21 protein-coding genes and 1 riboswitch are annotated in these 21,364 nt (G+C 52.3%); of the genes, 19 read left to right on the top strand and 2 right to left on the bottom strand.

What is annotated here, in order from left to right:
* Positions 1-5: 5 nt before the first annotated feature.
* The 8 genes from acsE (at position 6) to ACTNCH_RS07545 (ending at position 7,932) form a co-directional block, all read left to right on the top strand.
* Entirely contained in the window at positions 6-794 is a 789-nt protein-coding gene (gene acsE, locus ACTNCH_RS07580) for a carbon monoxide dehydrogenase/acetyl-CoA synthase methytransferase subunit (RefSeq protein ID WP_441017537.1), read from the top strand.
* Positions 795-944: 150 nt separating this feature from the next.
* On the top strand, positions 945-1,535 hold the full coding sequence (locus tag ACTNCH_RS07575; RefSeq protein WP_441017536.1) for an AAA family ATPase: 591 nt from the start codon (positions 945-947) through the stop codon (positions 1,533-1,535).
* Positions 1,536-1,680: 145 nt separating this feature from the next.
* Entirely contained in the window at positions 1,681-2,505 is an 825-nt protein-coding gene (locus ACTNCH_RS07570) for a transporter substrate-binding domain-containing protein (protein ID WP_441017534.1), read from the top strand.
* Between the two features lie 151 nt (positions 2,506-2,656).
* Positions 2,657-3,325 (top strand): amino acid ABC transporter permease, encoded by a 669-nt coding sequence (locus tag ACTNCH_RS07565; RefSeq protein ID WP_441017532.1) that lies wholly within the window; start codon positions 2,657-2,659, stop codon positions 3,323-3,325.
* On the top strand, positions 3,315-4,049 hold the full coding sequence (locus tag ACTNCH_RS07560; protein WP_158361991.1) for an amino acid ABC transporter ATP-binding protein: 735 nt from the start codon (positions 3,315-3,317) through the stop codon (positions 4,047-4,049). Before ACTNCH_RS07565 ends, ACTNCH_RS07560 begins: the two co-directional genes overlap by 11 nt.
* A gap of 197 nt (positions 4,050-4,246) precedes the next feature.
* Positions 4,247-6,382 (top strand): acetyl-CoA decarbonylase/synthase complex subunit alpha/beta, encoded by a 2,136-nt coding sequence (acsB, locus tag ACTNCH_RS07555; protein ID WP_441017530.1) that lies wholly within the window; start codon positions 4,247-4,249, stop codon positions 6,380-6,382.
* Between the two features lie 179 nt (positions 6,383-6,561).
* Positions 6,562-7,146: a hypothetical protein gene (locus ACTNCH_RS07550; protein ID WP_441017528.1), complete on the top strand. Its 585-nt coding sequence runs from the start codon at positions 6,562-6,564 to the stop codon at positions 7,144-7,146.
* 15 nt (positions 7,147-7,161) lie between these two features.
* On the top strand, positions 7,162-7,932 hold the full coding sequence (locus ACTNCH_RS07545) for a Cof-type HAD-IIB family hydrolase (RefSeq protein ID WP_441017526.1): 771 nt from the start codon (positions 7,162-7,164) through the stop codon (positions 7,930-7,932).
* Between the two features lie 107 nt (positions 7,933-8,039).
* On the opposite strand, the gene ACTNCH_RS07540 is transcribed toward ACTNCH_RS07545, so the two are convergent.
* A complete protein-coding gene (locus ACTNCH_RS07540; RefSeq protein ID WP_441017524.1) occupies positions 8,040-8,483 on the bottom strand; it encodes a hypothetical protein in 444 nt (147 codons plus the stop codon).
* A gap of 269 nt (positions 8,484-8,752) precedes the next feature.
* Here ACTNCH_RS07540 and ACTNCH_RS07535 point away from each other — a divergent pair, with 269 nt between their 5' ends.
* The 9 genes from ACTNCH_RS07535 to ACTNCH_RS07495 all read left to right on the top strand — a co-directional run bounded on the left by ACTNCH_RS07535 (position 8,753) and on the right by ACTNCH_RS07495 (position 18,552).
* Positions 8,753-9,811 carry a PTS transporter subunit IIC gene (locus tag ACTNCH_RS07535; RefSeq protein WP_441017522.1) on the top strand — a complete coding sequence of 353 codons (1,059 nt, stop codon included), beginning with the start codon at positions 8,753-8,755 and terminating at the stop codon, positions 9,809-9,811.
* Between the two features lie 173 nt (positions 9,812-9,984).
* On the top strand, positions 9,985-11,916 hold the full coding sequence (acsV, locus tag ACTNCH_RS07530) for a corrinoid activation/regeneration protein AcsV (protein ID WP_441017519.1): 1,932 nt from the start codon (positions 9,985-9,987) through the stop codon (positions 11,914-11,916).
* A 37-nt stretch (positions 11,917-11,953) separates the two neighbouring features.
* A complete protein-coding gene (locus tag ACTNCH_RS07525) occupies positions 11,954-12,601 on the top strand; it encodes a DUF3786 domain-containing protein (protein WP_441017516.1) in 648 nt (215 codons plus the stop codon).
* A gap of 28 nt (positions 12,602-12,629) precedes the next feature.
* The gene (locus ACTNCH_RS07520; RefSeq protein ID WP_441017513.1) at positions 12,630-13,436 is read left to right on the top strand and encodes a sirohydrochlorin cobaltochelatase; all 807 of its coding nucleotides are present in this window, start codon (positions 12,630-12,632) and stop codon (positions 13,434-13,436) included.
* Between the two features lie 251 nt (positions 13,437-13,687).
* A complete protein-coding gene (locus ACTNCH_RS07515; protein ID WP_441017510.1) occupies positions 13,688-15,565 on the top strand; it encodes a vWA domain-containing protein in 1,878 nt (625 codons plus the stop codon).
* On the top strand, positions 15,555-16,052 hold the full coding sequence (gene lepB / locus ACTNCH_RS07510) for a signal peptidase I (protein ID WP_441017507.1): 498 nt from the start codon (positions 15,555-15,557) through the stop codon (positions 16,050-16,052). The genes ACTNCH_RS07515 and lepB overlap by 11 nt, the downstream gene beginning before the upstream one ends.
* A gap of 34 nt (positions 16,053-16,086) precedes the next feature.
* On the top strand, positions 16,087-17,157 hold the full coding sequence (locus ACTNCH_RS07505; protein WP_441017504.1) for a DUF7601 domain-containing protein: 1,071 nt from the start codon (positions 16,087-16,089) through the stop codon (positions 17,155-17,157).
* A gap of 3 nt (positions 17,158-17,160) precedes the next feature.
* Positions 17,161-17,904 carry a class B sortase gene (gene srtB / locus ACTNCH_RS07500; protein ID WP_441017501.1) on the top strand — a complete coding sequence of 248 codons (744 nt, stop codon included), beginning with the start codon at positions 17,161-17,163 and terminating at the stop codon, positions 17,902-17,904.
* A gap of 6 nt (positions 17,905-17,910) precedes the next feature.
* Positions 17,911-18,552, top strand: a complete 642-nt coding sequence (locus ACTNCH_RS07495) for a Spy0128 family protein (RefSeq protein ID WP_441017498.1) — start codon at positions 17,911-17,913, stop codon at positions 18,550-18,552.
* Between the two features lie 73 nt (positions 18,553-18,625).
* Here ACTNCH_RS07495 and ACTNCH_RS07490 read toward each other — a convergent pair whose 3' ends face one another.
* Positions 18,626-19,201 carry a folate family ECF transporter S component gene (locus tag ACTNCH_RS07490; protein WP_262670624.1) on the bottom strand — a complete coding sequence of 192 codons (576 nt, stop codon included), beginning with the start codon at positions 19,199-19,201 and terminating at the stop codon, positions 18,626-18,628.
* A 107-nt stretch (positions 19,202-19,308) separates the two neighbouring features.
* Positions 19,309-19,417, bottom strand: a riboswitch (THF riboswitch).
* 195 nt (positions 19,418-19,612) lie between these two features.
* Between ACTNCH_RS07490 and ACTNCH_RS07485 the strand changes: the two genes are divergently transcribed.
* Both ACTNCH_RS07485 and ACTNCH_RS07480 read left to right on the top strand, forming a co-directional pair.
* The gene (locus ACTNCH_RS07485; RefSeq protein WP_441017495.1) at positions 19,613-20,449 is read left to right on the top strand and encodes a putative manganese transporter; all 837 of its coding nucleotides are present in this window, start codon (positions 19,613-19,615) and stop codon (positions 20,447-20,449) included.
* Between the two features lie 13 nt (positions 20,450-20,462).
* The gene (locus ACTNCH_RS07480) at positions 20,463-21,284 is read left to right on the top strand and encodes a lysostaphin resistance A-like protein (RefSeq protein WP_441017492.1); all 822 of its coding nucleotides are present in this window, start codon (positions 20,463-20,465) and stop codon (positions 21,282-21,284) included.
* Positions 21,285-21,364: the final 80 nt, after the last annotated feature.

Raw genomic sequence — 21,364 nt, 5'->3', positions numbered from 1 at the left:
AAACTATGGCAAAATTTATTACCATCGGTGAGAGACTTTCCACCACAGCACCGGCTGTAAACAAAGCGTTTACAGAGAGAGATCCGGAGCCGATCCTGAAGCGTGCAAAACAGCAGCTGGATGCAGGCGCTACATATCTGGACGTAAATATCGGACCGGCAGAGAACGACGGACCGGAGCTGATGAAGTGGGCAGTTGAGCTGCTTCAGGGCAACTTCGACAACGTTCCGCTGGCACTGGATACCTCCAACGTAGCAGCTATCGAGGCTGGTATCTCTGTATACAACCGTGCAAAAGGAAAACCCATCGTTAACTCTGCAGACGCAGCCGGAAGAATCGAGTACATCGACCTGGCAGCGGCTAACGACGCTATCGTTATCGCTCTGTGCAACGGCGAGGGAATCGCTAAGGACAACGACGAGCGTATGATGTACATGCAGACCATGATGGAGCGTGGTATGGAGCATGGTATGGACGTTGCTGAGGATATGTGGTTTGACCCGTTATTCCTGGTTATCAAGGGAATGCAGGACAAGCAGATGCAGGTTCTGGAGTTCATCAAGATGATCTCCGACATGGGTATGCAGTCCACAGGTGGTCTGTCCAACAACTCCAACGGTATGCCGAAGCACATCCGTCCGATCATGGACTCCGCTATGGTAGCTATGGCTATGATGAACGGTCTGACCTCCGCTATCGTTAACCCGAACGACTTAAGACTGATGGAGACCATCAAGTCCTGCGATATCATCAAGAACAACAATCTGTACGCAGATTCTTATCTTGAGGTTTAATTCGGAATTTTTAAGAGCATCCCTGAGAAATCAGGGGTGCTCTTTTGTTGTGGAGAATCTCTATGAGAAAGGGGTTGCCCGAACTCTTTTTGTTCGTTATAATGAAATAGAAGACGGAGCCGACAGGCTTACAGAACGGAGGAAGCTTTCATGAAAAAGATTATTACGATTGCCCGTGAATTCGGTGCAGGCGGCGGTGAAATCGGCCGGAGAGTGGCGAAGGAGCTGGGAATTGAGTTTTACGATAAGGATATCATTCTGAGAACAGCCCTGGCCAATTCGAAGCTGGATCCGGAGCTGGTGCGGAAATGGGACGAGAGAGTGCCGAAAAACTTTGGCTTTGCCCAGAGTCTGTTTGATTTCTACAATAAGCCCCTGGACGAGGAGCTCTGGCAAGCTCAGAGAGACGCGATCCGTGAAATGGCAAATCATGAGAACTGTGTGATTGTAGGCCGGAACAGCGAGTATATCTTAAGGGAATTCGATCATTGTCTCCACGTATTTGCCCATGCCGGCTTCCAATGGAGAGTCAACCGTATGTCCGCCATGATGCCGGGGGTACCGCTTCCCCAGGTGGAGAAGGATATCCGCGATGCGGATCGCTCCCGTAAGAAGAACTGCGAGTATTATACGAAGCAGACCTACGGGGACGCCCGGAACTACGATCTGACGATCAACACAGAAAAACTGGGAATTGACAGGGCAGTAGAAATGGTTTTGGCAGCTGCTAAGGAGATTTAAGGGAAAACGAAAAAGTTTTTTGCTTGACAACTTTAACAGAAAAAATTATACTTAAGAAGTGGCATCAAGGGCGGTGTATAACTATACATCGCCCTTGTGTTAAATATGACCGGCCAATGAGCCGGGGAAAAGGAGCGTATACATTATGAAAAAGTTACTTGTATTGGCTTTGGCTGCAAGCATGACCCTGGGTCTCGCTGCATGCGGATCCTCCAGCTCTGATAAGGCTGCTGAGACAGCGCCTGCAGAGACAACCGAAGGCACAGACGCTGCTGAGAGCACCGGCTCTGACAAAACATGGGTTATCGCAATGGATACCGTATTCCGTCCCTTTGAGTACACCGATGAAAATGGTGAGTTCGTAGGAATCGACGTGGATATCATCAAGGCAGTGGCAGCAAATCAGGGATTCAATATTGAGATTCAGAGCCTTGGCTGGGACGCTGCAGTTACCGCGGTTCAGGCAGGCCAGGCAGACGCGCTGCTGGCAGGCGCGAGCATCACAGACGAGCGTAAGGCAAACGGATGGATTTTCTCCGATTCCTATTATGATTCCTATCAGGTATTCGCTGCAAAGACAGACAGCGGTATCGAGAGCCTGGACGATCTGAAGGGCAAGACCATCGCGGTAAAGAACGCTACAGCAGGTGCGAATTACGCAGAGAGCCTGAAGGACGAGTATGGCTTTAAGATTGATACCTACGAGGATTCACCGACCATGTATCAGGCAGTGGTACTGGGCCAGGCAGACGCTTGCGTAGAGGATAAGCCGATTATGGCGGACAACATCAAGACCGGCGGACTGGATCTGACCATCGTTGAGAGTACCGCAAGTGAGGTGGCTCCCTATGGCTTTGCTATCATGAACAAGGACAATCAGGAGCTTCTGGATATGTTCAACAAGGGACTGCAGGAGATTAAGGACAACGGAACCTACGATGAGATTCTGAACAAGTATCTTGGCGAATAGGGATAAAAGGTGCGGAGCAGCTGCGTAGCGATGCAGCTGCTTCCTGTACTGTGAAAGCTCCCGGATACGGAGGTTTCCACAATGCAGGAAGTATTCCGCGGCAGAGAAGCCCCGCGGACAGCGGGAGTAAACAAGTGAGGAGAAAAGATATATGGCAGCAATTCTTCGAGTGTATGGAATCATGCTTTTAAAGGGCATGGGACAGACTTTGCTGATGACACTGTTGACCCTGGTCATCGCGACGATCATTGGTATGATTTTCGGCCTGATGAACGTGGGACGCAACCGGGTACTGAATCTGATCGGTACCGTTTACGTGGACGCAATTCGAGGCGTTCCGCTTATCGTACTGGCTTATTTTGTATTCTTCGGTATTCCGGCCGGTATGCAGGGTATGGGAATGAGAGGCTTCCGTCTGAGCGCGCTTCAGGCAGGTACTATCGCCCTTTCCTTAAACTGCGGCGCTTACATGGCGGAGATTATCCGCGCCGGTATCGAGAGTGTGGATCGGGGACAGATGGAGGCTTCCCGGAGTCTGGGACTTTCCTATGGTTCCTCCATGGCGCTGGTCGTAGTACCCCAGGCGGTACGCACCATGATTCCGTCTATCATTAACCAGTTTATCATTACCCTGAAGGATACGTCGATTCTTTCCGTTATCGCGTTCCCGGAGCTGACGCTGATTGGTAAAACCATTTCCGGTAATACCTTAAAGCCGCTGCAGTCCTGGGCCATCGTCGGCGTGATGTATATGATTGTCATCATTACCTTAAGTAAGCTGGCAAAGAGAATCGAGAGGAGGGTAAACCGTGGCAGATAATAAGATTCATGTAACGAACCTGAAAAAGAACTTTGGAAAGCTGGAGGTTCTGAAGGATATCAGTATGGATATCACCGAAGGCGAGGTTGTGGTTCTCCTGGGACCCTCCGGAAGCGGTAAATCCACCTTCCTGCGCTGCCTGAACCAGCTGGAGACGGCGACGGCAGGCCAGATTCTGATAGACGGCTATGACGTGACGGACAAGCACACGGATATCAATAAGGTGCGTCAGAACATCGGTATGGTGTTCCAGCATTTTAATCTGTTCAACCATCTGAATGTGATGGACAATATGACGCTGGCTCCGGTCCATCTGAAGGTTATGACCAAGGACGAGGCCCGGAAAAAAGCTATGGAGCTTCTGACCCGTGTCGGCCTGGCAGATAAGGCGGAGGCATTCCCAAGCCAGCTCTCCGGCGGACAGAAGCAGCGTGTGGCTATTGCCCGTGCTCTGGCTATGAAGCCGGATATCATGCTCTTTGACGAGCCTACCTCTGCCCTTGACCCGGAGATGGTCGGCGAGGTTCTGGCGGTTATGAAGGAGCTGGCTCGGGAGGGTATGACCATGGTAGTCGTAACCCATGAGATCGGCTTTGCTCGCGAGGTGGCAGATCGGGTAGTCTTCATGGAAGGCGGCTATATCGTAGAGCAGGGAACCCCGGAGGAGGTACTGGCGAATCCGAAGGAGCCCAGAACCATTGATTTCCTGAGTAAGGTGCTGTAATAAAATACAGGAATAGAACAGCCGCAGCTGCAGATGACGCAGCCGCGGCTGTTTTTGTTTTACTTTGATTGATCTGTTATTTTCCCAAAATCCCCGCCCGGGGGATATTGACTTCCTTATGCGGCAGTGCTAAAATTTAAGCATTAAGAGTTATTTCCAAAAAATACAGCTACATAACCCAAGGAGGGACATGAAAAATGAGCGTATTAACAGATTTAATCTACGGAGGCTCAAACGCAGTCGCAGGACTGACCGAAGGCGCAGTCAATGACGCGATTGCAAAGTATGGCGAGGACAAGAAGGTGGCAATGCCGGATACGGCGTACTTCCTGCCGACCATCTACGCTGCTACCGGCGTAAAGGTTACAAAGCTTGGCGATCTGCCGGCTTGTGTAGGCGTAATGAAAAGCCTGATCAGCAACAAGGAAGACCTGGGAGAGGCACTGAACGCAGGTCTGGCTACCGCAGTGGGAGCAGAGATCATCGAGGCATTGAAATATGTAGACAATGCAGACCCCTATGCGAATGACAGCGGGATCGGCTTCGTACCGGACCCGGTTATCCGTTCTCTGGGCGTTCCGCTTGTAACCGGAGATATTCCCGGCGTAGCGGTTGTACTCGGCAAGGCTGACCATGCAGAAGATGTAGTGACAGTTGTAAAAGATTACCAGAGCAAGGGTATCATGACCTTCCTGATTGGCGACGTCATCGAGCAGTGCGCAGAGGGCGGCGTAAAGATTGGCCTGGATTTCCGTGTAGTTCCGCTGGGACATGATGTGACCGCAGTGATCCATGTCGTAACCGTAGCGATCCGTGCGGCTCTGATCTTCGGTAATGTAACGCCGGGCGATCTGCCGGGACTGTTAAAATACACCAAGGAAAGAGTACCTGCATTCGTGAATACCTTCGGCGCTCTGAACGAGGTGGTTGTATCCGCAGGCGCAGGCGCTATCGCGCTGGGCTTCCCGGTAGTCGTAGACGTGGATCTGGGCGAGAATCAGGTTCCGGGCGCGCTGGAGTCTGTTCTGGATCACAGCATGACCGTGAAGAAGTCCCTGGAGCTGCGCAACATTAAGATTAAAGTAACTGAGCTTCCGATTCCGGTTGCCTTCGCGTCTGCCTTTGAGGGTGAGATTATCCGTAGAGGCGATATGCAGGTAGAGTTCAGTTCCCATAAGGCGCCCACCTGCGAGCTGGTACAGACCTGCAATGCAGATGAGATTGAGGATCACAAGATTACCATTGTCGGCAAGGATCTGGACGAGCTGGAGCAGGGACAGACCTTCGCGCTGGCTACTTATGTACAGGTAGCGGGAGCAAAGATGCAGCCTGACTTCGAGCCGGTTATCGAGCGTAAGATTCATGCATGGTACAACTATATGGAAGGTGTGATGCACACCGGCCAGAGAAATCAGATCCGTGTCCGTGTAAGCAAGGCTGCTTATGAGGCAGGACTCCGCCTGACCCATTTCGCAGAGGTGCTTTACAATATGATCATGGACGAGTTTGATATCGTCGTAGATAAATGTCAGGTTACCATCGTAACCGATACCGATAAGGTTCAGGAGCTTCTGGATACCGTCGCTATGCCGACCTATGAGAAGCGTGACGAGCGTCTGGAGACCCTGACTGATGAGAGCGTAGATCAGTTCTACACCTGTACTCTGTGCCAGTCCTTCGCGCCGTCACACTGCTGCGTGGTAACTCCGGAGCGTCTGGGACTTTGCGGAGCTGTATCATGGCTGGATGCAAAGGCAACCAAGGAGCTGAATCCCACCGGACCCTGCCAGCCGATTTCCAAGGAAGGCTGCGAGGACGAAGTAAAGGGAATTTACCCGGATGTAAACCGTATGGTAGCTGAGGCAACTCAGGGAGCTCTTGAGAAAGTAACCCTGTACTCCATTATGGAAGACCCGATGACCTCCTGCGGCTGCTTCGAGTGTATCTGCGGTATCGAGCCCTTCTCCAATGGCGTTATCATTGCCAACCGTGAGTACGCAGGCATGACGCCTCTTGGCATGACCTTCGGTGAGCTGGCAAGTATGACAGGCGGCGGAGTTCAGACGCCGGGCTTCATGGGTCATGGACGTCACTTTATCGCCTCCAAGAAGTTCATGAGCGCTGAGGGCGGCTTTGAGCGTATCGTATGGATGCCGAAGGAGCTGAAGGACGACGTAGCCGAGAGACTGAATAAGTCTGCAAAGGAGAAATACGGTATTGATAACTTTACCGATATGATCGCAGACGAGACCGTAGCAACCGATGAGGAAACTCTGATGGCGTTCCTGCAGGAGAAGAACCATCCGGTACTGGGTCTGGATCCGATTATGTAACACAGGGTTTTTGATAAAACGATAGAATCAGAAAATGGGGTTTGGCTGCAGAAAGCCAGACCCCATTTTTGGATTCTTAATTGTTCTTAAGAAAGCTTCCTTTTTCTGCATCCATCTGATACAATGGGGCTAACCTGTAGGGAGAGACAGGTTAGGGAAAAAGATTCAGGAGGACGAATATGAAATTAAAAAGAGTGATACCGATACTGGGACTGACCCTGGCGCTGACGGCAGCGACCGCCTGCGGCAGTAAGGCAGAGGATACGGCAGTCCGTATCTATGGAGAGATTGAGGAGGTTTCGGAAGAAGATATCATCGTAGATAATCAGTCTGACATGTCTTCCCAGGGAGAGATGATTCTGACGATCGATCCGGAGAATACGGTTCTGGTAGATGGGGAGAGCGGTCTGCTGCTGGAGCTTTCTGATGTGGAAAAGGGAAGCTTTGTGGCATATCTGGGACCGGCCATGACCCTGTCATTACCGCCTCAGTGTACGCCGGAGGTCGTGTTCACCAATGTTTCGGAGAAGGAAGCGGCACCCTATTACGCAGTGATTGCCCGGAAGCCGGTTGCGAAAGACGGCGGCCTGAAGGTGGTTGCTGAAGATGGAGAGAGCTATGTGATTCCGGACACGGCGGAGATAAAGCCCTTCCGTACCCGGAATGTAGTCCGGGCTGAGGATATTCAGAAAGGAAGCCGGTGTCTCATCTGGCAGAACGAGCAGGAGGAGGTAGTCCGCGTGGTGCTTCTGGACGCGGAATAAGAGAGGCTTACAGAGATGATAAAAGCGGCATTTTTTGATATCGACGGGACATTACTGGATCACAGTGTCGGAAGAATTCCGGAGGATACGGAAGAAGCGCTGGAAAAGCTGCAGAAAAACGGGATCCTGGTCTGCACCAGTACCGGCCGCCATTTAAAGGAACTGAAGGAGCTGGGTATCACCAGGATTCCCTTTGACGGTCATGTGCTTCTGAACGGACAGATATGCCTGGATCGGAATGAAAAGCTCCTGGATTCCAGGCCCATACCGGAGGAGGATATTCAGGGGGCGCTGCGCTGGTTTCGGGAAAAAGAGCTGCCGATGGCTTTTGTGGAAGAAAAACAGATTTATATCAATTTCATCAACGATCGGGTGCGGCAGACCCAGGCGGATATTTCCTCGGAATTGCCGGAGACGGGGAGCTTTACGGGCAATCCGGTCTATCTGATCAATGTGTTTGCCGATGAGAAAGATGTAGCCCGGGTGCTGGCGGATCTGCCCCATTGCAGCATGACCCGCTGGAATCCCTACGGCGTGGATATTATCGCCGCGGGCAACAGCAAGGCCAGGGGCATGGAGCGTATGCTGGCCCATTATGGTATCAGCCGGGAAGAAATCATTGCATTCGGCGACGGGGAAAATGATATGGAAATGCTTGCCTATGCGGGAATCGGCGTGGCCATGGGAAATGCGGATCCTAAGGTAAAGGAAATCGCGGATTATGTGACCAAAGGCGTCGGAGAGGGCGGTATCGCCCATGCCCTGGCTCATTTTGGACTGATATAAGACATAACATAAGAAGAAAGCGACGGGAAAGCCCCGGTCTGTCGGAAATGACAGCCGGGGCTTTCTGTGTATAATACGGAATCAAAGGACACAAAGGAAACTTTTCTTTAGGATAAGGAGCTGGCGTCACCGGTGCTTCCGAAGTTCCTTGCAATCTCAAAATCAACGGTGGCAGTATCCAGCGGGGAAGCGCTCGTCAGCTCAAAGTATACGTAGCTGCCGTCTCCGGTTAAAGCGTAACCGGCTGCCGTATAGACGGTGCCGTCCGCCTGTTCGTCCTGATAGAACAGGTAAGAGGAAGTACCCCGATCCACCAGCTCACCGATGGTGCAGGGAATGGAAGCCTCTTCCATATCGACTACGTGTTCCGATACGTAATCGGAGAGAACCTCGTCCAGAATCCATTTTTCAGATTCCTCCAGGGAGGTATAAGTAAGGGAAACCTCCGGAGCGGTTTCCTCCGGCAATTGTTCAGCATTTACGGAAAGAGGCTCCAGATAAAGTGCCAGGGCCAGCAGTCCGGCGAAAAAGATACAGGATATTTTTTTCATAGGATCACCTCATTTAAGATTCAAATTCATTTTCTACTATTTATCATAGCAGGAATATATTACGAAATTATGATGAAATCTTTAGAATTATATTATAAATATCAGAATAATATAAAAAGATTCAGATAAAATCACAAATTTCCACAGAATTCGAGACAAGCGGACAAAAAGAAAGAACAAACAAAATGTACATTTGGATTGCTGTCTTGTCACCTGTATGGTATGATGGAAAGGCAACAACAGAAGCATAAGAAAAGAGGAGTAAGGAAATGGAGAAAATGAAAGCTTTTCTGAAAAAGAAGAATGTGGAGATCAGCGTAAAACGCTATCTGGTAGATGCACTGGGAGCTATGGCGCAGGGATTGTTTGCCAGCCTCCTGATCGGTACGATTGTCAGCACTTTGGGCAAGCAGCTGGGGATTGAATATCTGACAGAGCTGGGCGGCTATGCCAGCGCCGTAGCAGGACCCGCCATGGCAGTCAGCATCGGCTGGGCGCTTCAGTGTCCGCCTCTGGTACTGTTCAGCCTGGTGGCAGTGGGAAATGCAGCCAATATCCTGGGCGGCGCAGGTGGCCCGCTGGCAGTTCTGGTCATCACGGTTATCGCTGCGGAATGTGGTAAGCTGGTCAGCAAGGAGACCAGGATTGATATTCTGGTGACTCCGGGCGTGACAATTTTCGTGGGCGTCGGCCTGGCAGAGCTGATTGCGCCGGGAATCGGCGCGGCGGCAAGCAGCGTAGGTCAGCTGATTATGTGGGCGACCGAGCTTCAGCCGCTGCTGATGGGTATGATCGTGTCTGTACTGGTCGGCATGGCGCTGACGCTGCCGATTTCCAGCGCGGCAATCTGCGCGGCTCTGGGTCTTACCGGTCTGGCAGGCGGCGCCGCTGTGGCAGGCTGCTGTGCCCAGATGGTAGGCTTTGCGGTCATGAGCTACAGAGAAAACGGCGTGGGCGGCCTGGTCAGCCAGGGTATCGGTACCAGTATGCTGCAGATGGGCAATATCGTAAAGAATCCCCGTATCTGGATTGCTCCCACACTGGCCAGCGCCATTACCGGACCGATTGCCACCTGTATCTTCCATATGACCATGAACGGCACCCCGGTGTCCAGCGGTATGGGAACCTGCGGTCTGGTAGGCCAGATTGGCGTGTATACAGGCTGGATGAATGAGATCGAGGCAGGCACCAGAGCGGCGATTACCGGCTTTGACTGGGCAGGCCTGATTCTGATCTGCTTTGTGCTTCCGGCAGTCCTGAGCGTGATTTTCTGTGAAATCGAGCGGAAGCTGGGCTGGATCAAGGACGGAGATCTGAAGTTGGACTAGAGCAAAAGCAGAACCGGCTCCTCCTGGCAGAATGTCCCGGGCGGACAAGAGAAAAGTTGAAAAAGTAGAAAAATCCCGGAAGTGCGATTGCGTTCTATGCGAAGAGTATGGTATACTCGTACCAAAGGGATTTTTTTGTTCAAGAAGGGAATAAGTCAGGAGGAAAATAATAAATGGCAAATGTAACGTTCCAGTTTGAAAACGGCGAAAAGGTGACGGTTTCAACGATGGTTGGCGAGAACCTGCTGGAAACGGCGCGGAAGTCCAATGTGGTCATTGACGCGCCCTGTTCCGGTAACGGTTCCTGTGGAAAGTGCCGCGTAAAGCTGTTAGGCGGAGAACTGGATTCCAAGAAGACCCGTCATATCAGCGACGAGGAGTACGCAGAGGGCTGGCGTCTGGCCTGCTGCAGTAAGGTAGTGGGAGACGTGCAGATTATGGTACCGGATATTGCGTCCGCCTACCGGAGCCGTATGAAGGTGGCAGATTTAAGCTCTCCCCAGGAGATCAAGATCTTTGATGATTGTATGGAGCATCTGAAGGAAGCGGATCTGGAGCATGGCAACAATATGCGGATCCTTTCCGTGAAGATGGATGTCCCCAGTCTGGAGGATACCATGCCGGACGTGGAGCGTCTGGAGCGGGCGCTGCAGGCAGAGACCGGCGTCGAGAAGGTGCGGATTCCCTATCACGTGCTGAAGAAGCTGCCGGACGTGCTGCGGGCCAGCGATTTTGATGTACAGTGTGTCGTTGCCCAGGGCAAGACCCAGGTATTTGTCTACGACGTTCTGGAAAAAGAAAAGAAGGCTGTGGCGGCCGGAGTGGCGATCGATATCGGAACCACCACCGTATCTGCAGTTGCAGTAGACATGCTGACCGGAAAGATTCTGGCCAAGGCGTCCGCAGGCAACGGACAGATCCGGTACGGCGCGGACGTCATCAACCGTATCATTGAGTCCCAGAAGCCGGGCGGACATAAGAAGCTGCAGGACGCGATTGTGGAGGAAACCCTGAATCCCATGATTCTTAAGATGTGCCATTCCGCCGGAATCAGTCCGCTGCAGGTATACCGGCTGGCTATCGCGGGCAACTCTACCATGAATCATCTGCTGGTGGGCGTCAATGCGGATCCCCTGCGTATGGAGCCCTATATTCCGGCCTTCTTTAAGACCAATGCTTTTTACGCGTCCGATATTAACCTGAAGGTACATCCGGACGCCCATATCATTATGGCTCCCAATATCGGCAGCTACGTAGGCGGCGATATTACAGCGGGAGCACTGGTCAGCATGCTCTGGAACCAGCCGCATTTCTCCCTGTTTATCGACCTGGGAACCAACGGCGAGCTGGTGTTCGGCAATTCTGACTTTATGATGAGCTGTGCATGCTCAGCAGGTCCTGCCTTCGAGGGCGGCGACATCAGCTGTGGTATGCGCGCGACCGACGGCGCCATCGAGGCATGTAAGATTGATAAAGAAACCATGGAGCCGACCTTTGATATCATCGGTGATCCGGGACAGAAGCCCATCGGTCTCTGCGGATCCGGTATTATCGATGTGATTGCAGAGCTGTTCCGCTGTGGTATCATCAGCCCCAAGGGCAAGTTTGTTCGGGAGGGTAAGCGGATCAAGCATGACCACTATGGCATGGGAAGCTACGTGCTGGCCTTCGAAGAGGAGGCTGAGAGCTCCAAGGATGTGGAGATCACGGAAGTAGATATCGACAACTTTATCCGTGCCAAGGGCGCGATTTTCTCCGCTATCCGGACCATGCTGAAGAGCCTGGATTTCGATATCAGCATGATCGAGGAGGTATACGTGGCAGGCGGTATCGGAAGCGGTATCAATATGCAGAACGCAGTGAATATCGGTATGTTCCCGGATATTCCGATCGAATATTACCACTATATCGGCAACTCCTCCCTGTGCGGCGCTTACGCGATGCTGTTGTCTACGAAGGCAGAGCGCAAGGTTTATGAACTTGCCAGAAATATGACTTATCTGGAGCTTTCCACAGAGCCCGGATATATGGACGAATTTGTGGCCTGCTGCTTCCTGCCCCATACGGACAGCTCCCTGTTCCCGACCGTGATGGAACAGTTATAAAGACAGAATTTTAACGAGAAAGAGAGACAAGCTAACTATGGAATTTCCTTACGAGAAGGACAATAAAGAGAGAATCCCCCTGGAGCACTACCTGAATGAATACCGGAAAATCGATCCGAAGGACGCCGCGGAACGCTGCAACGTGGAATATGATGAAGAAAAGCAGCAGTTTCATATACGGCTGATGGGTTATCATTATCTGGTAGACTATCCGGAATTTTCGGTGCATAAGGAGCATGAGGAAGAGGAAGGGCCGTTTCTGCTGCTGGATACGGTAGCGGCGCAGATCAGCGTACTTCGTTTTCTGATTTCCGGACAGCTGGTACAGAGCTCCGGAAAATATCTGACCTACCGGGAGGTTCCCTGGGGAGAGGTGTATTTCCGTCAGTTCGAGGGACGCTGCCTGACCAGGCTGAAATTTGGTTTTGGCTTTAAACTGGACAAATTCTGCGCGGCCATGGAGAAGCTGGGCGCAAAGAAGCTGACCCTGGGCGACGCCTCCTATGAATTTGAATATATCAACGGTCTTCATGTGCGCTTTATCCTCTGGACCGGCGACGATGAATTTCCGCCTGCGTCCCAGATCCTTTTCGAGGATAATTTCCCCTATGCTTACCAGGCAGAGGATCTGGCAGTGGTAGGAGATATCTCGATTACGACCCTGAAGATTCTTGCCGGAAAGTAAAACGGAATCAAGAGGAAAGAACAGATATATGGAACAGAATAAGAAAAAAGCGATTCTGGTGGTGAGCTTCGGCACCAGCTTTGCCAAGACCAGAGAAAAGACCATCGATCGGATCGAGGCAGATATCGCCGCCGCGTATCCGGATTATACACTGTACCGGGCCTGGACCAGCAAGATGATCATCGCGAAGCTCCGCCGCCGGGACGGAATCGAAGTTCCCACGGTGGAAGAGGCGGTAGAGCAGATGGCTGCGGACGGGGTACAGGAGCTGCTGGTGCAGCCCACCCATATCATCAACGGCATTGAGAATGATTTGATGAAGGAGGCTGTGCTGGCCAGAAGGGACGCCTTTGAAAAGATTGCCTTTGGCGATCCGCTGCTGACAACGACGGAGGATCATGTGGCGGTGATCGAGGCGGTTATGGCAGAGTTCGGGGAGATGAAGGAGAACGAGGCGCTGGTATTTATGGGCCACGGAACCACCCATTACGCCAATAGCGTATACGCAGCCCTGGATTATACCTTTAAGGATCTGGGTTATCCCAGAACCTTCTTGGGAACGGTGGAAGCTTACCCGTCCATGGAATCCCTGAAGAAGCAGCTTCGCGCGTTGTCGCCCAAAAAGCTGATCCTGGCGCCCTTTATGGTAGTGGCGGGTGATCATGCCATTCACGATATGTCCGGGGAGGACGAGGATTCCTGGAGAAGCCAGTTTGAGGCGGAAGGATATCAGGTGTCCTGCGTCATGAAGGGACTGGGCGAGTACCCGGATGTGCGAAAGATGTATCTGGCCCATACGGAGGCCGCAAGGAAGAGCCTGGAGAATCAGAACTGAAAATAGAAAGACAGATACCGTATCAGATAAGGAGAGGAGAAGCTCCTGTCTGATACGGTATTTTTGTTGCCAAGCATACGACAAAAAGGTCCGGTGGACCTTTTTTAGTCGCTTTTTTGCGAAATCCGGCGAACGATTTGCAACATGGATTGTAATAATCTGGGAAAAATCACATAGAATGGAAAGTAGCTGATAAGAGAGGAGGGAATGAGGAACCGGACAGCTTGCAACGAAAAAGGAGAATGAGAAAGTTGAGGAGAAAAGCAAAAAGAATCTGGGCCGGTCTGCTGGTGCTTCTGCTGCTTTTTTCAGTGACCGGAGGAAGTAGCTTCTCTGTACGGGCGGAGGAGGAAGGCGCTTCGGTGGTGACAGAAGCTGAGACAGTAGCTGAGACAGCAGAAGAAAAGGACGAAAAACAGGACATGCAGGAGGAAACCGAAGTCCCGGAGGAAACAGAGGCGACAGAGACAGAAAAAGAAACCGAAGTCCCGGAGGGAACAGAAGCGACAGAGACAGAAAAAGAAACCGAAGTCCCGGAGGGAACAGAAGCGACAGAGACAGAAAAAGAAACCGAAGTCCCGGAGGAAACAAAAGCCCCGGAGACAACAGAAGCGGAAGAGACGGTAGAAGAGGTAAAGGAAGAACCTGCGAAGGAGAAACCTGCGGAGGAGGAACCGCCAGAGCCAGTCTTCCTGAGCCTGGAGGATCCGGAGCCGTCGGTGTCGTTGGCACGCCGGAAATACGCAGAGCGCAGGGCGGACGGCACCTACGATCTGACACTGGAAATTACCGGAAAAACAGATACCACAAGCACGCCCAGAAAGCTGGACGTCCTTCTGATTGTGGACGAGTCGGGCTCCATGAAGGAAGCCATGAATGACGGAAGCGGAAAGAACCGCTGGGAAAGCGCCAAGGCGGCGGCAGCCGAGCTTGTCAATACCTTGGCGGCAAACCAGGGCCTGGACGTGCGATACAGCATTGTGGGCTACAGCGGAGATCAGAGCGACCGGGATCGGGCCTACAATGACGCCAGGGTACGGCTGGACTGGAGCAGCGCCGGGAATGGAACCGTGGTGTATCAGAGCCTGGCCGGAGAACCCTCCGGTGGAACCAATTATCAGGCGGGGCTCCGCACCGGGGCCGAACAGCTTCAAAAGGCCCGTTCCGATGCGGAAAAGGCCGTTCTGTTTCTGTCAGACGGAAAGCCAACGTATTACTATAACGCTTCGGGAAAAACCGTAGGACATGGAAATGAGGATGCGGACGGAAGCTGGTGGGGACAGCTGGTGAATCCGGGAAGCTGCTCCGGGGCGGCGTATACCCAGGCGGACGCAATGACAGGAATCCAGTATTTCTATACCATCGGGATTGGAAAAGATGAAAACGCCATCAACCCGAATACCTTAAAGGAGCTGAGCAGACGGATCGCGGCGGCAAATCAGGGAGGCTGCAAGGTACGGGAGGGAAACGATCCCTATCTCTGCGGCAGCCTGGAGGAGCTGAAAAGCGCCTTTCGGGAGATGGCGGGCCATATGTTGGAGCTGGTCTGCACCGACGTGACGATTACCGACGTGCTCAGTGAAAATGTGGCGCTTCTGGATCAGGACGGGAAAATCCTGACCGGCACAGCGGAGCCGGTATACACTCTTTCTGTCCTGGATGCGGACGGGAAAGCCGCAGGTGTGCCGGAGGGGACAACCGTTCATTACGACGGGGCTTCCCGGCGCCTTACGCTGGATTTTCCGGACTCCTATGAACTGGAAGATGGCTGGACCTACCGGATTACCCTGCATATGAAGCCCTCAGAGGCTGCATACGGAAAATACTTTGCGGCGGGAGAAGCCTATCCGGATCGGGCGGACGCAGATACGGGAACCCATGCGGAGGGGCTGGGCTTTTATTCCAATGACGGAGCAAAGGTTACGTATCTCTGGAACGGGAACACCCCGCGGGAGGAAGCGTTTCCCAGGCCGGTGGTGAAGCTGGACGGAGTGGATATTCCGGTGCCTACGGGGCTTACCCTGGACGGACAGCCGGAAGGTGGCTGGCTTTCCCTGCTGCTGGGTCTGTTTCTCATGACAGTGCTGTGTGGTCTGAGGCTTCGGAAAGGCCGGCTCCATGGAACGTGACAAGGCAGAAGTAAAATATTTCCTTTTACGCCTTGGCGTCATGCTGGTGGTTTTCTGGCTGTTGTTTGGCGTTGTATTCGGCGTGACATCCATGAAGGACGATTCTATGAGCCCGAAGCTGGAGGCCGGGGATCTGGTGTTGTATTACCGCCTGGATAAGAAGCCAAAGGATCGTTCCGTAGTGGTCATAAAGAAGGACGGACAGCAGTACATCGGACGAATCGTAGCCAGGGGCGGAGATACGGTAGATGTGACCGGCGATGAGGGAATCTATATCAACGGCAGCCGGATTGTGGAAAATGACATTTACTATCGCACCCCCTTTTATGAAGGAAGGGTAGAGTATCCGGCGAAGCTGGGAGAGGACGAGGTTTTTCTTCTGGGCGATTACCGGGAAGGGGCAAAGGACAGCCGATATTTCGGACCTGTGAAGCGCGGGGAGATAAAGGGGATCGTCATGACGGCGGTCCGTAGATCGGAACTGTAAATCAGACAGAACAGGAAAGAAAAGAGGAAATCCTATGAAAACTAAGAACATGGCAGAAAGACTGGCGGCAGGCGTAATGGCAGGAGCGGTAATCCTTACCGCCTTTGGAGGAACCGCGTTTGCGGCTCCGGAAAATGCTCCGGTAACGAAGCTGGATTATAAGAAAACCGTAACCACCGACGGCGAAACCTATGCGCCCAACACCATTTTCAGATTCTGGCTGACGCCGGTGGATCACAGCGGAGATCAGAATCCGGCGGTTTTTGAGGGAAATGTGGTATCCTCCGGCGTGGCCGGAGGTCTGAGCCTGGAAAAGGGAGAGATTGCCTTTGCTCCCTCCGGAACCAGTCCGGCGGCTTCCTATGAAGGGACGGACAGTATCCGGGTGGATCTGTCGAAATTCACCAAACCCGGCGTCTATCATTATCAGGCAAGGGAGACCATACCGGAGGAGGCTGACCGATACGAGGGAATGCTCTATGACGGTACGGTGTACGATCTCTATGCCTTTGTGTTACGGGATCAGACCGGAAGCCTGTACGTAAAGAGCATCCTCTGTACGAAGCCGGATGAAAATGGCAGGGCGGTAAAGGCGGATCTGGCTTTTACCAATAATTACGGAGAAGGAAGCAATGACAGCACCCATGACGTGACCATCAAAAAGGAAGTAACCGGAAATATGGGAGAAACCGATAAGCTGTTCAAATTTCAGGTTTCTGTGGCCGGCGGAGAAGGAGAATGGTATAAGCTGCTGGTAAAGGAGACTGGGAACGCGGCGGCCAGGGAATATCAGGTAAAGAGCGGAGAGGAGCCGGTGGAATATGCAATCAAAGATACCGGAAGCATTCAGATTCTTGGTCTGAGTGCCAGCGATACCTATACGGTCAATGAGCAGAGTTATACTGCTGACGGCTACATTACGACCAATCAGAATAACACGGGAACTGCAGAGACAGATGGAGCTATCGTTACGGTAACCAATCACCGTGAGGCCAGCATTCCCACCGGCGTAGCGACAACTGTAGCTCCTTATGCCCTGCTGCTTGCCTTTGGAGCGGCTATGCTGGCATTCTTCGGCCGGAAGAAAAAACATCTCGGAGCGTAATGTATGTGGAGGGTGCTTGGCCGGGCGGCCGGACTGGGCAACCGGATTCTGACGGTGACGGCAGGCCTTATGGTTTTCGTAATGCTGACCTACGGTACCTACTCTCTCTGGGATACCTTTCAGATTACGGGAAACGCCTATGTGTCAGAGGCGCTTCTGGCCTACAAGCCGGGAGAGGGAGAGGCAGGCCTGGAGGATCTTAAGAAGCTGAACCCGGATGTGCGGGCCTGGATTACGGTTCCGGGTACCCATATCGATTATCCGGTGGTGCAGGGAGAACATGACATGGTCTACGTGAATCAGGACGTTTACGGGGCGTTTTCTCTGTCGGGAGCCATCTTTCTGTCCAGTCAGAACCGTCCGGATTTCACAGATGGCTACAGTCTGCTATACGGACACCATATGGAAAATGGAGCCATGTTTGGAGATGTGACAAGATTTAAGGAAGAAGCGTATTTTAAAGATCACCCGGACGGGACCCTTTATCTGCCGGAGAAAAGCTATCGCATCTGTTTCTTCGCCTGCGTGGAGACGGACGCCTATGATGAAATCATTTATCACAGCGGAGAAGACGCGGATCCGGAAAAGCTGCTGTCGCATATCCGGGAACGGTCGGTGCAGTACCGGGATATAGAAAAGGGAGAGAACCTGATCGGACTTTCCACCTGTGCCGATGAGACAGAGACCAACGGACGCGCAGTGATATTCGGCTGGCTTCTGGAGGAGCCGGACGGAAGGGAGGTGTAGACACTTATGAAAGAAAAGAAGGAAAAGAAAAAAAAGGGCCGGATCTGGGTGCCGCTTCTGCTTCTGCTTTTGGGACTGTCAGTTCCCGGAAGGGTACAGGCGGCAGGAAACGGCTGTGAGCTGACGATTCCGGTGGAGATCGAGGCAAAAGGAGAGCATATTCCGGGGAAAAAGGAGTATCAGGTGGCGCTGGAGGCGGTGACGAAGGACGCGCCCCTTCCGGCAGAAAGGAAGAAGAGCCGGACCGGGGCGGGTCTGGTGAAGCTTGGGCCGGTATCCTATGAGAAGGTCGGGACATACCAGTACCGGATTCTCCAGACCACGGAGGAGACAAAAGGCTTCACCTGTGACCGGGAGAAGTATCTGGTGACGGTGCAGGTGACAAGGCTTGAAAATCAGGCGCTGACAGCAAGGCTTTACGTGGAGCGTGAGGGAAAGAAGGAGAAGGCAGAAGCGATCCGATTTTCGAATCAATACTGCGCTCCGGAACAAAGCTCCGGAGCCGGAAGCCACAGAAGTACCGTCCGGGCGGTTCAGACCGGGGATACAAAGAACCCGGCAGGCTGGCTTCTGGCAGCGGGAGCCACGGCGCTGACAGGCTTCGGCTGTCTGTGGAGCTATATGGGAAGCCGCAGAAGAAAAGCATAAGAAAGGCAAAAAACCACAGTCGGAGCTCGATTCTCCGGACTGTGGTTTTTTAGAATCTATTTCTTTTAGAATCCTAGGATCTGGATGCGCTTGCGGGAGTCAGAACACTGGAAATAATCTTGCTGAAGGCCTTCATAAAGATGAAGAGCAGCACGGTATTGATACCCAGGGATACGATACACTTCACCAGACGAATGGTGAAAAGATACTTCCATTCCATACCGTACATGAAGTGCAGCCACAGGGTATTCAGGGTGCAGGCTTCTACAAACTCAAAAAAGGTAGCCACAAAAATACGGACCGGGGTCACTTTGGAACGGTACAGGATCAGACCGAAGGCAAAGCCGAGAATCGCGTAGCTGAGTGTGAAGCCCGGAAAGAAGGGGCCTGTCTGGGGGGCAGCAAAGAAGCTGACCACATCGCCTGCGATACCGGCTGTCATACCCATCACAGGTCCACCGTAGGCAGCGGCAGCAGCCAGCGCCAGGAACGCGAAGCGGAACTCCAGATAGGGAGTAAGCTTTAAATTGAAAAAGGAAAGCGCCACGTAAGCGGCCACGAACAGACCGCAGAGGCAGATACTCTGAACCTTCCGGAGATTGTTAAACTGATCACGAAAGGCGAGGGCGTCTTTGGAAAAAAACTGCATAAAAAATACACCTCCATAATGATGTGTGAGAAACAGGTTACAAAATAAATAATATCAAGACTGCTTATGAAGCCCGATTCCTCCACACATGAGATGTACTCATCTGTAGCAACGGGTGCGGATAATATATCGTAAGACCGAGTCAGAAACTCTACTTTTCGTTTCGCGGCGACTCCCCAGCCTGCGAACACTTGACGCATAAAATCCTACTTCGCTATTATTTATTTCTGTCCGCGGATACTGGAATTGTATCGGAACAGGTACATTATATCATAGATTCCTAAAAAAGCAAGAAAGATTATCAAAAAATTAACAAAACTTTTGCAGCTGCTCCTTGCATATTTTTTCAGGACATGGTATTCTAGAAAACAAATGTTTTGTGATAGAAATGTGATAGAAAGAGGTGTAACCATGATTCTGGATGCTTTGCTGGACGCGCTCCTGGATACGGTGAAAACCGTGCCCTTCCTTTTGATCGCGTTCCTGATACTGGAGGCGCTGGAGCACTATTCCAATAATTATATGAACCGGGCCCTTGGAAAAATGGGAAAGGCGGGACCGCTGGCGGGAGCCATCTTCGGCTGCGTACCCCAGTGCGGTTTCTCGGTGACGGCGGCCAATCTCTATTCCGGCGGCGTCATTACCCTGGGAACCCTGATGGCCGTATTTCTCTCTACATCCGATGAGGCGGTGCTGATTTTGTTTGGCCATCCGGGCAGCGGACGGGTCATCGCGCAGCTTCTCCTGGGTAAGATTGCGATCGGAATTGTGTTCGGCTATCTGTTGGATTTCCTGTTCCGGAATAAAAAAGAGCATAAGCATATCGGGGATATGTGCCGGGGCTGCGGCTGCAGCGACGACAGCGGTATCGTGAAGCCTGCGGTGCGTCATACGGTTCAGCTGACGCTCTATATCTTCCTGTTTACGGCGGTCCTGAATCTGGTGCTGGGTCTGGTGGGTATGGACGCCCTGACCACCTTTTTGGGCAAGGACACCTGGTTCCAGCCGTTTCTGACGGCGCTCCTGGGCCTGATTCCCAACTGCGCGTCCTCGATTCTGATAACCGAGCTGTATCTGGCCGGCGGTTTGAGCCTGGCCTCCGCCATGGGGGGACTGTGCGCCGGAGCGGGCATCGGTCTGGCCGTGCTGTTCCGGGAAAACCACCCCATGAAGGAGAATATTGGGATTGTAGCGCTTCTGTATCTGCTTTCCGCAGGTGCTGGCCTGTTGCTGGAGCTTGTCTTATAATAAGGAGGTACTTATGAAAAGGGTTGGGGGATACTTAAAGAGCATATTGCCGCTGGTGGCTATGCTGGGGATACAATTTGCGGCTTCTACGGTTCAGATGATAAGGTTCATAGTGCAATATGGCGTGGAAGAGGGAACACAGATATACATGAACGATACCATGACGATATTGCTGATCTCGGACGTACTGCTGCTTGGCGTAGCAGGTCTCTGGTATTATATCAGTGTGGTACGGCGGCGGGAGAAATACGGGATCCGGGAGACGTCGCTGTTTCAAAAAAAAGATCTGATAGGATTACTTCTGATGGCGGTGGGCGCGCAGTTTCTGATAGGGATTCTGATGAGCGGCTGGGAGGTGCTGGATCCGAAATCCATGCAGGAGTACACGGATCTGATAGAGGGCGCTGGGCTTGGAGAAAGCGGAATTTCCGCGATCCTGGCGACGGTCATCATCGGCCCGGTTGCGGAGGAGTTGATCTTCCGCGGCCTGACGGTCGAATATCTGAAGCGGGCGGGAGCCTCCTTCTGGGTGATCAATATCCTGCAGGCTCTGTTTTTTGGCATTGCCCATCTCAACCTGGTACAGGGAAGCTATGCCTTTCTGATAGGTCTTCTGGCCGGATATCTGGTGCTGCGCTGCCGTTCCATCTGGGCCGGGATTGCCTTCCATATGCTGTTTAACGGGTATTACCTTGTGGAACCGCTGGTAGCCGGAGCCCTGGGCTTTTTACCTGAGGTACTGCAGGTGATCTGCCTCGTGGTATTCGGCCTGCTTCTTGTGGCGCTGCCCCTGCGGAGACTGATACGGAAAACAGAAGAACGGACCATCGGATAAAAATACAATAGAAATAAGATTTGAGAGATGACTTTTTCACCAATCATCTCTCACTTTTTTTGTCTATGTTTCCGGATTGA

The organism is Candidatus Merdisoma sp. HCP28S3_D10, assembly GCF_052065835.1.
GTDB lineage: Bacteria > Bacillota > Clostridia > Lachnospirales > Lachnospiraceae > Laedolimicola.
Note: the sequence above shows the minus strand (reverse complement) of the source record. Positions and strands in the feature narration are given on the sequence as shown.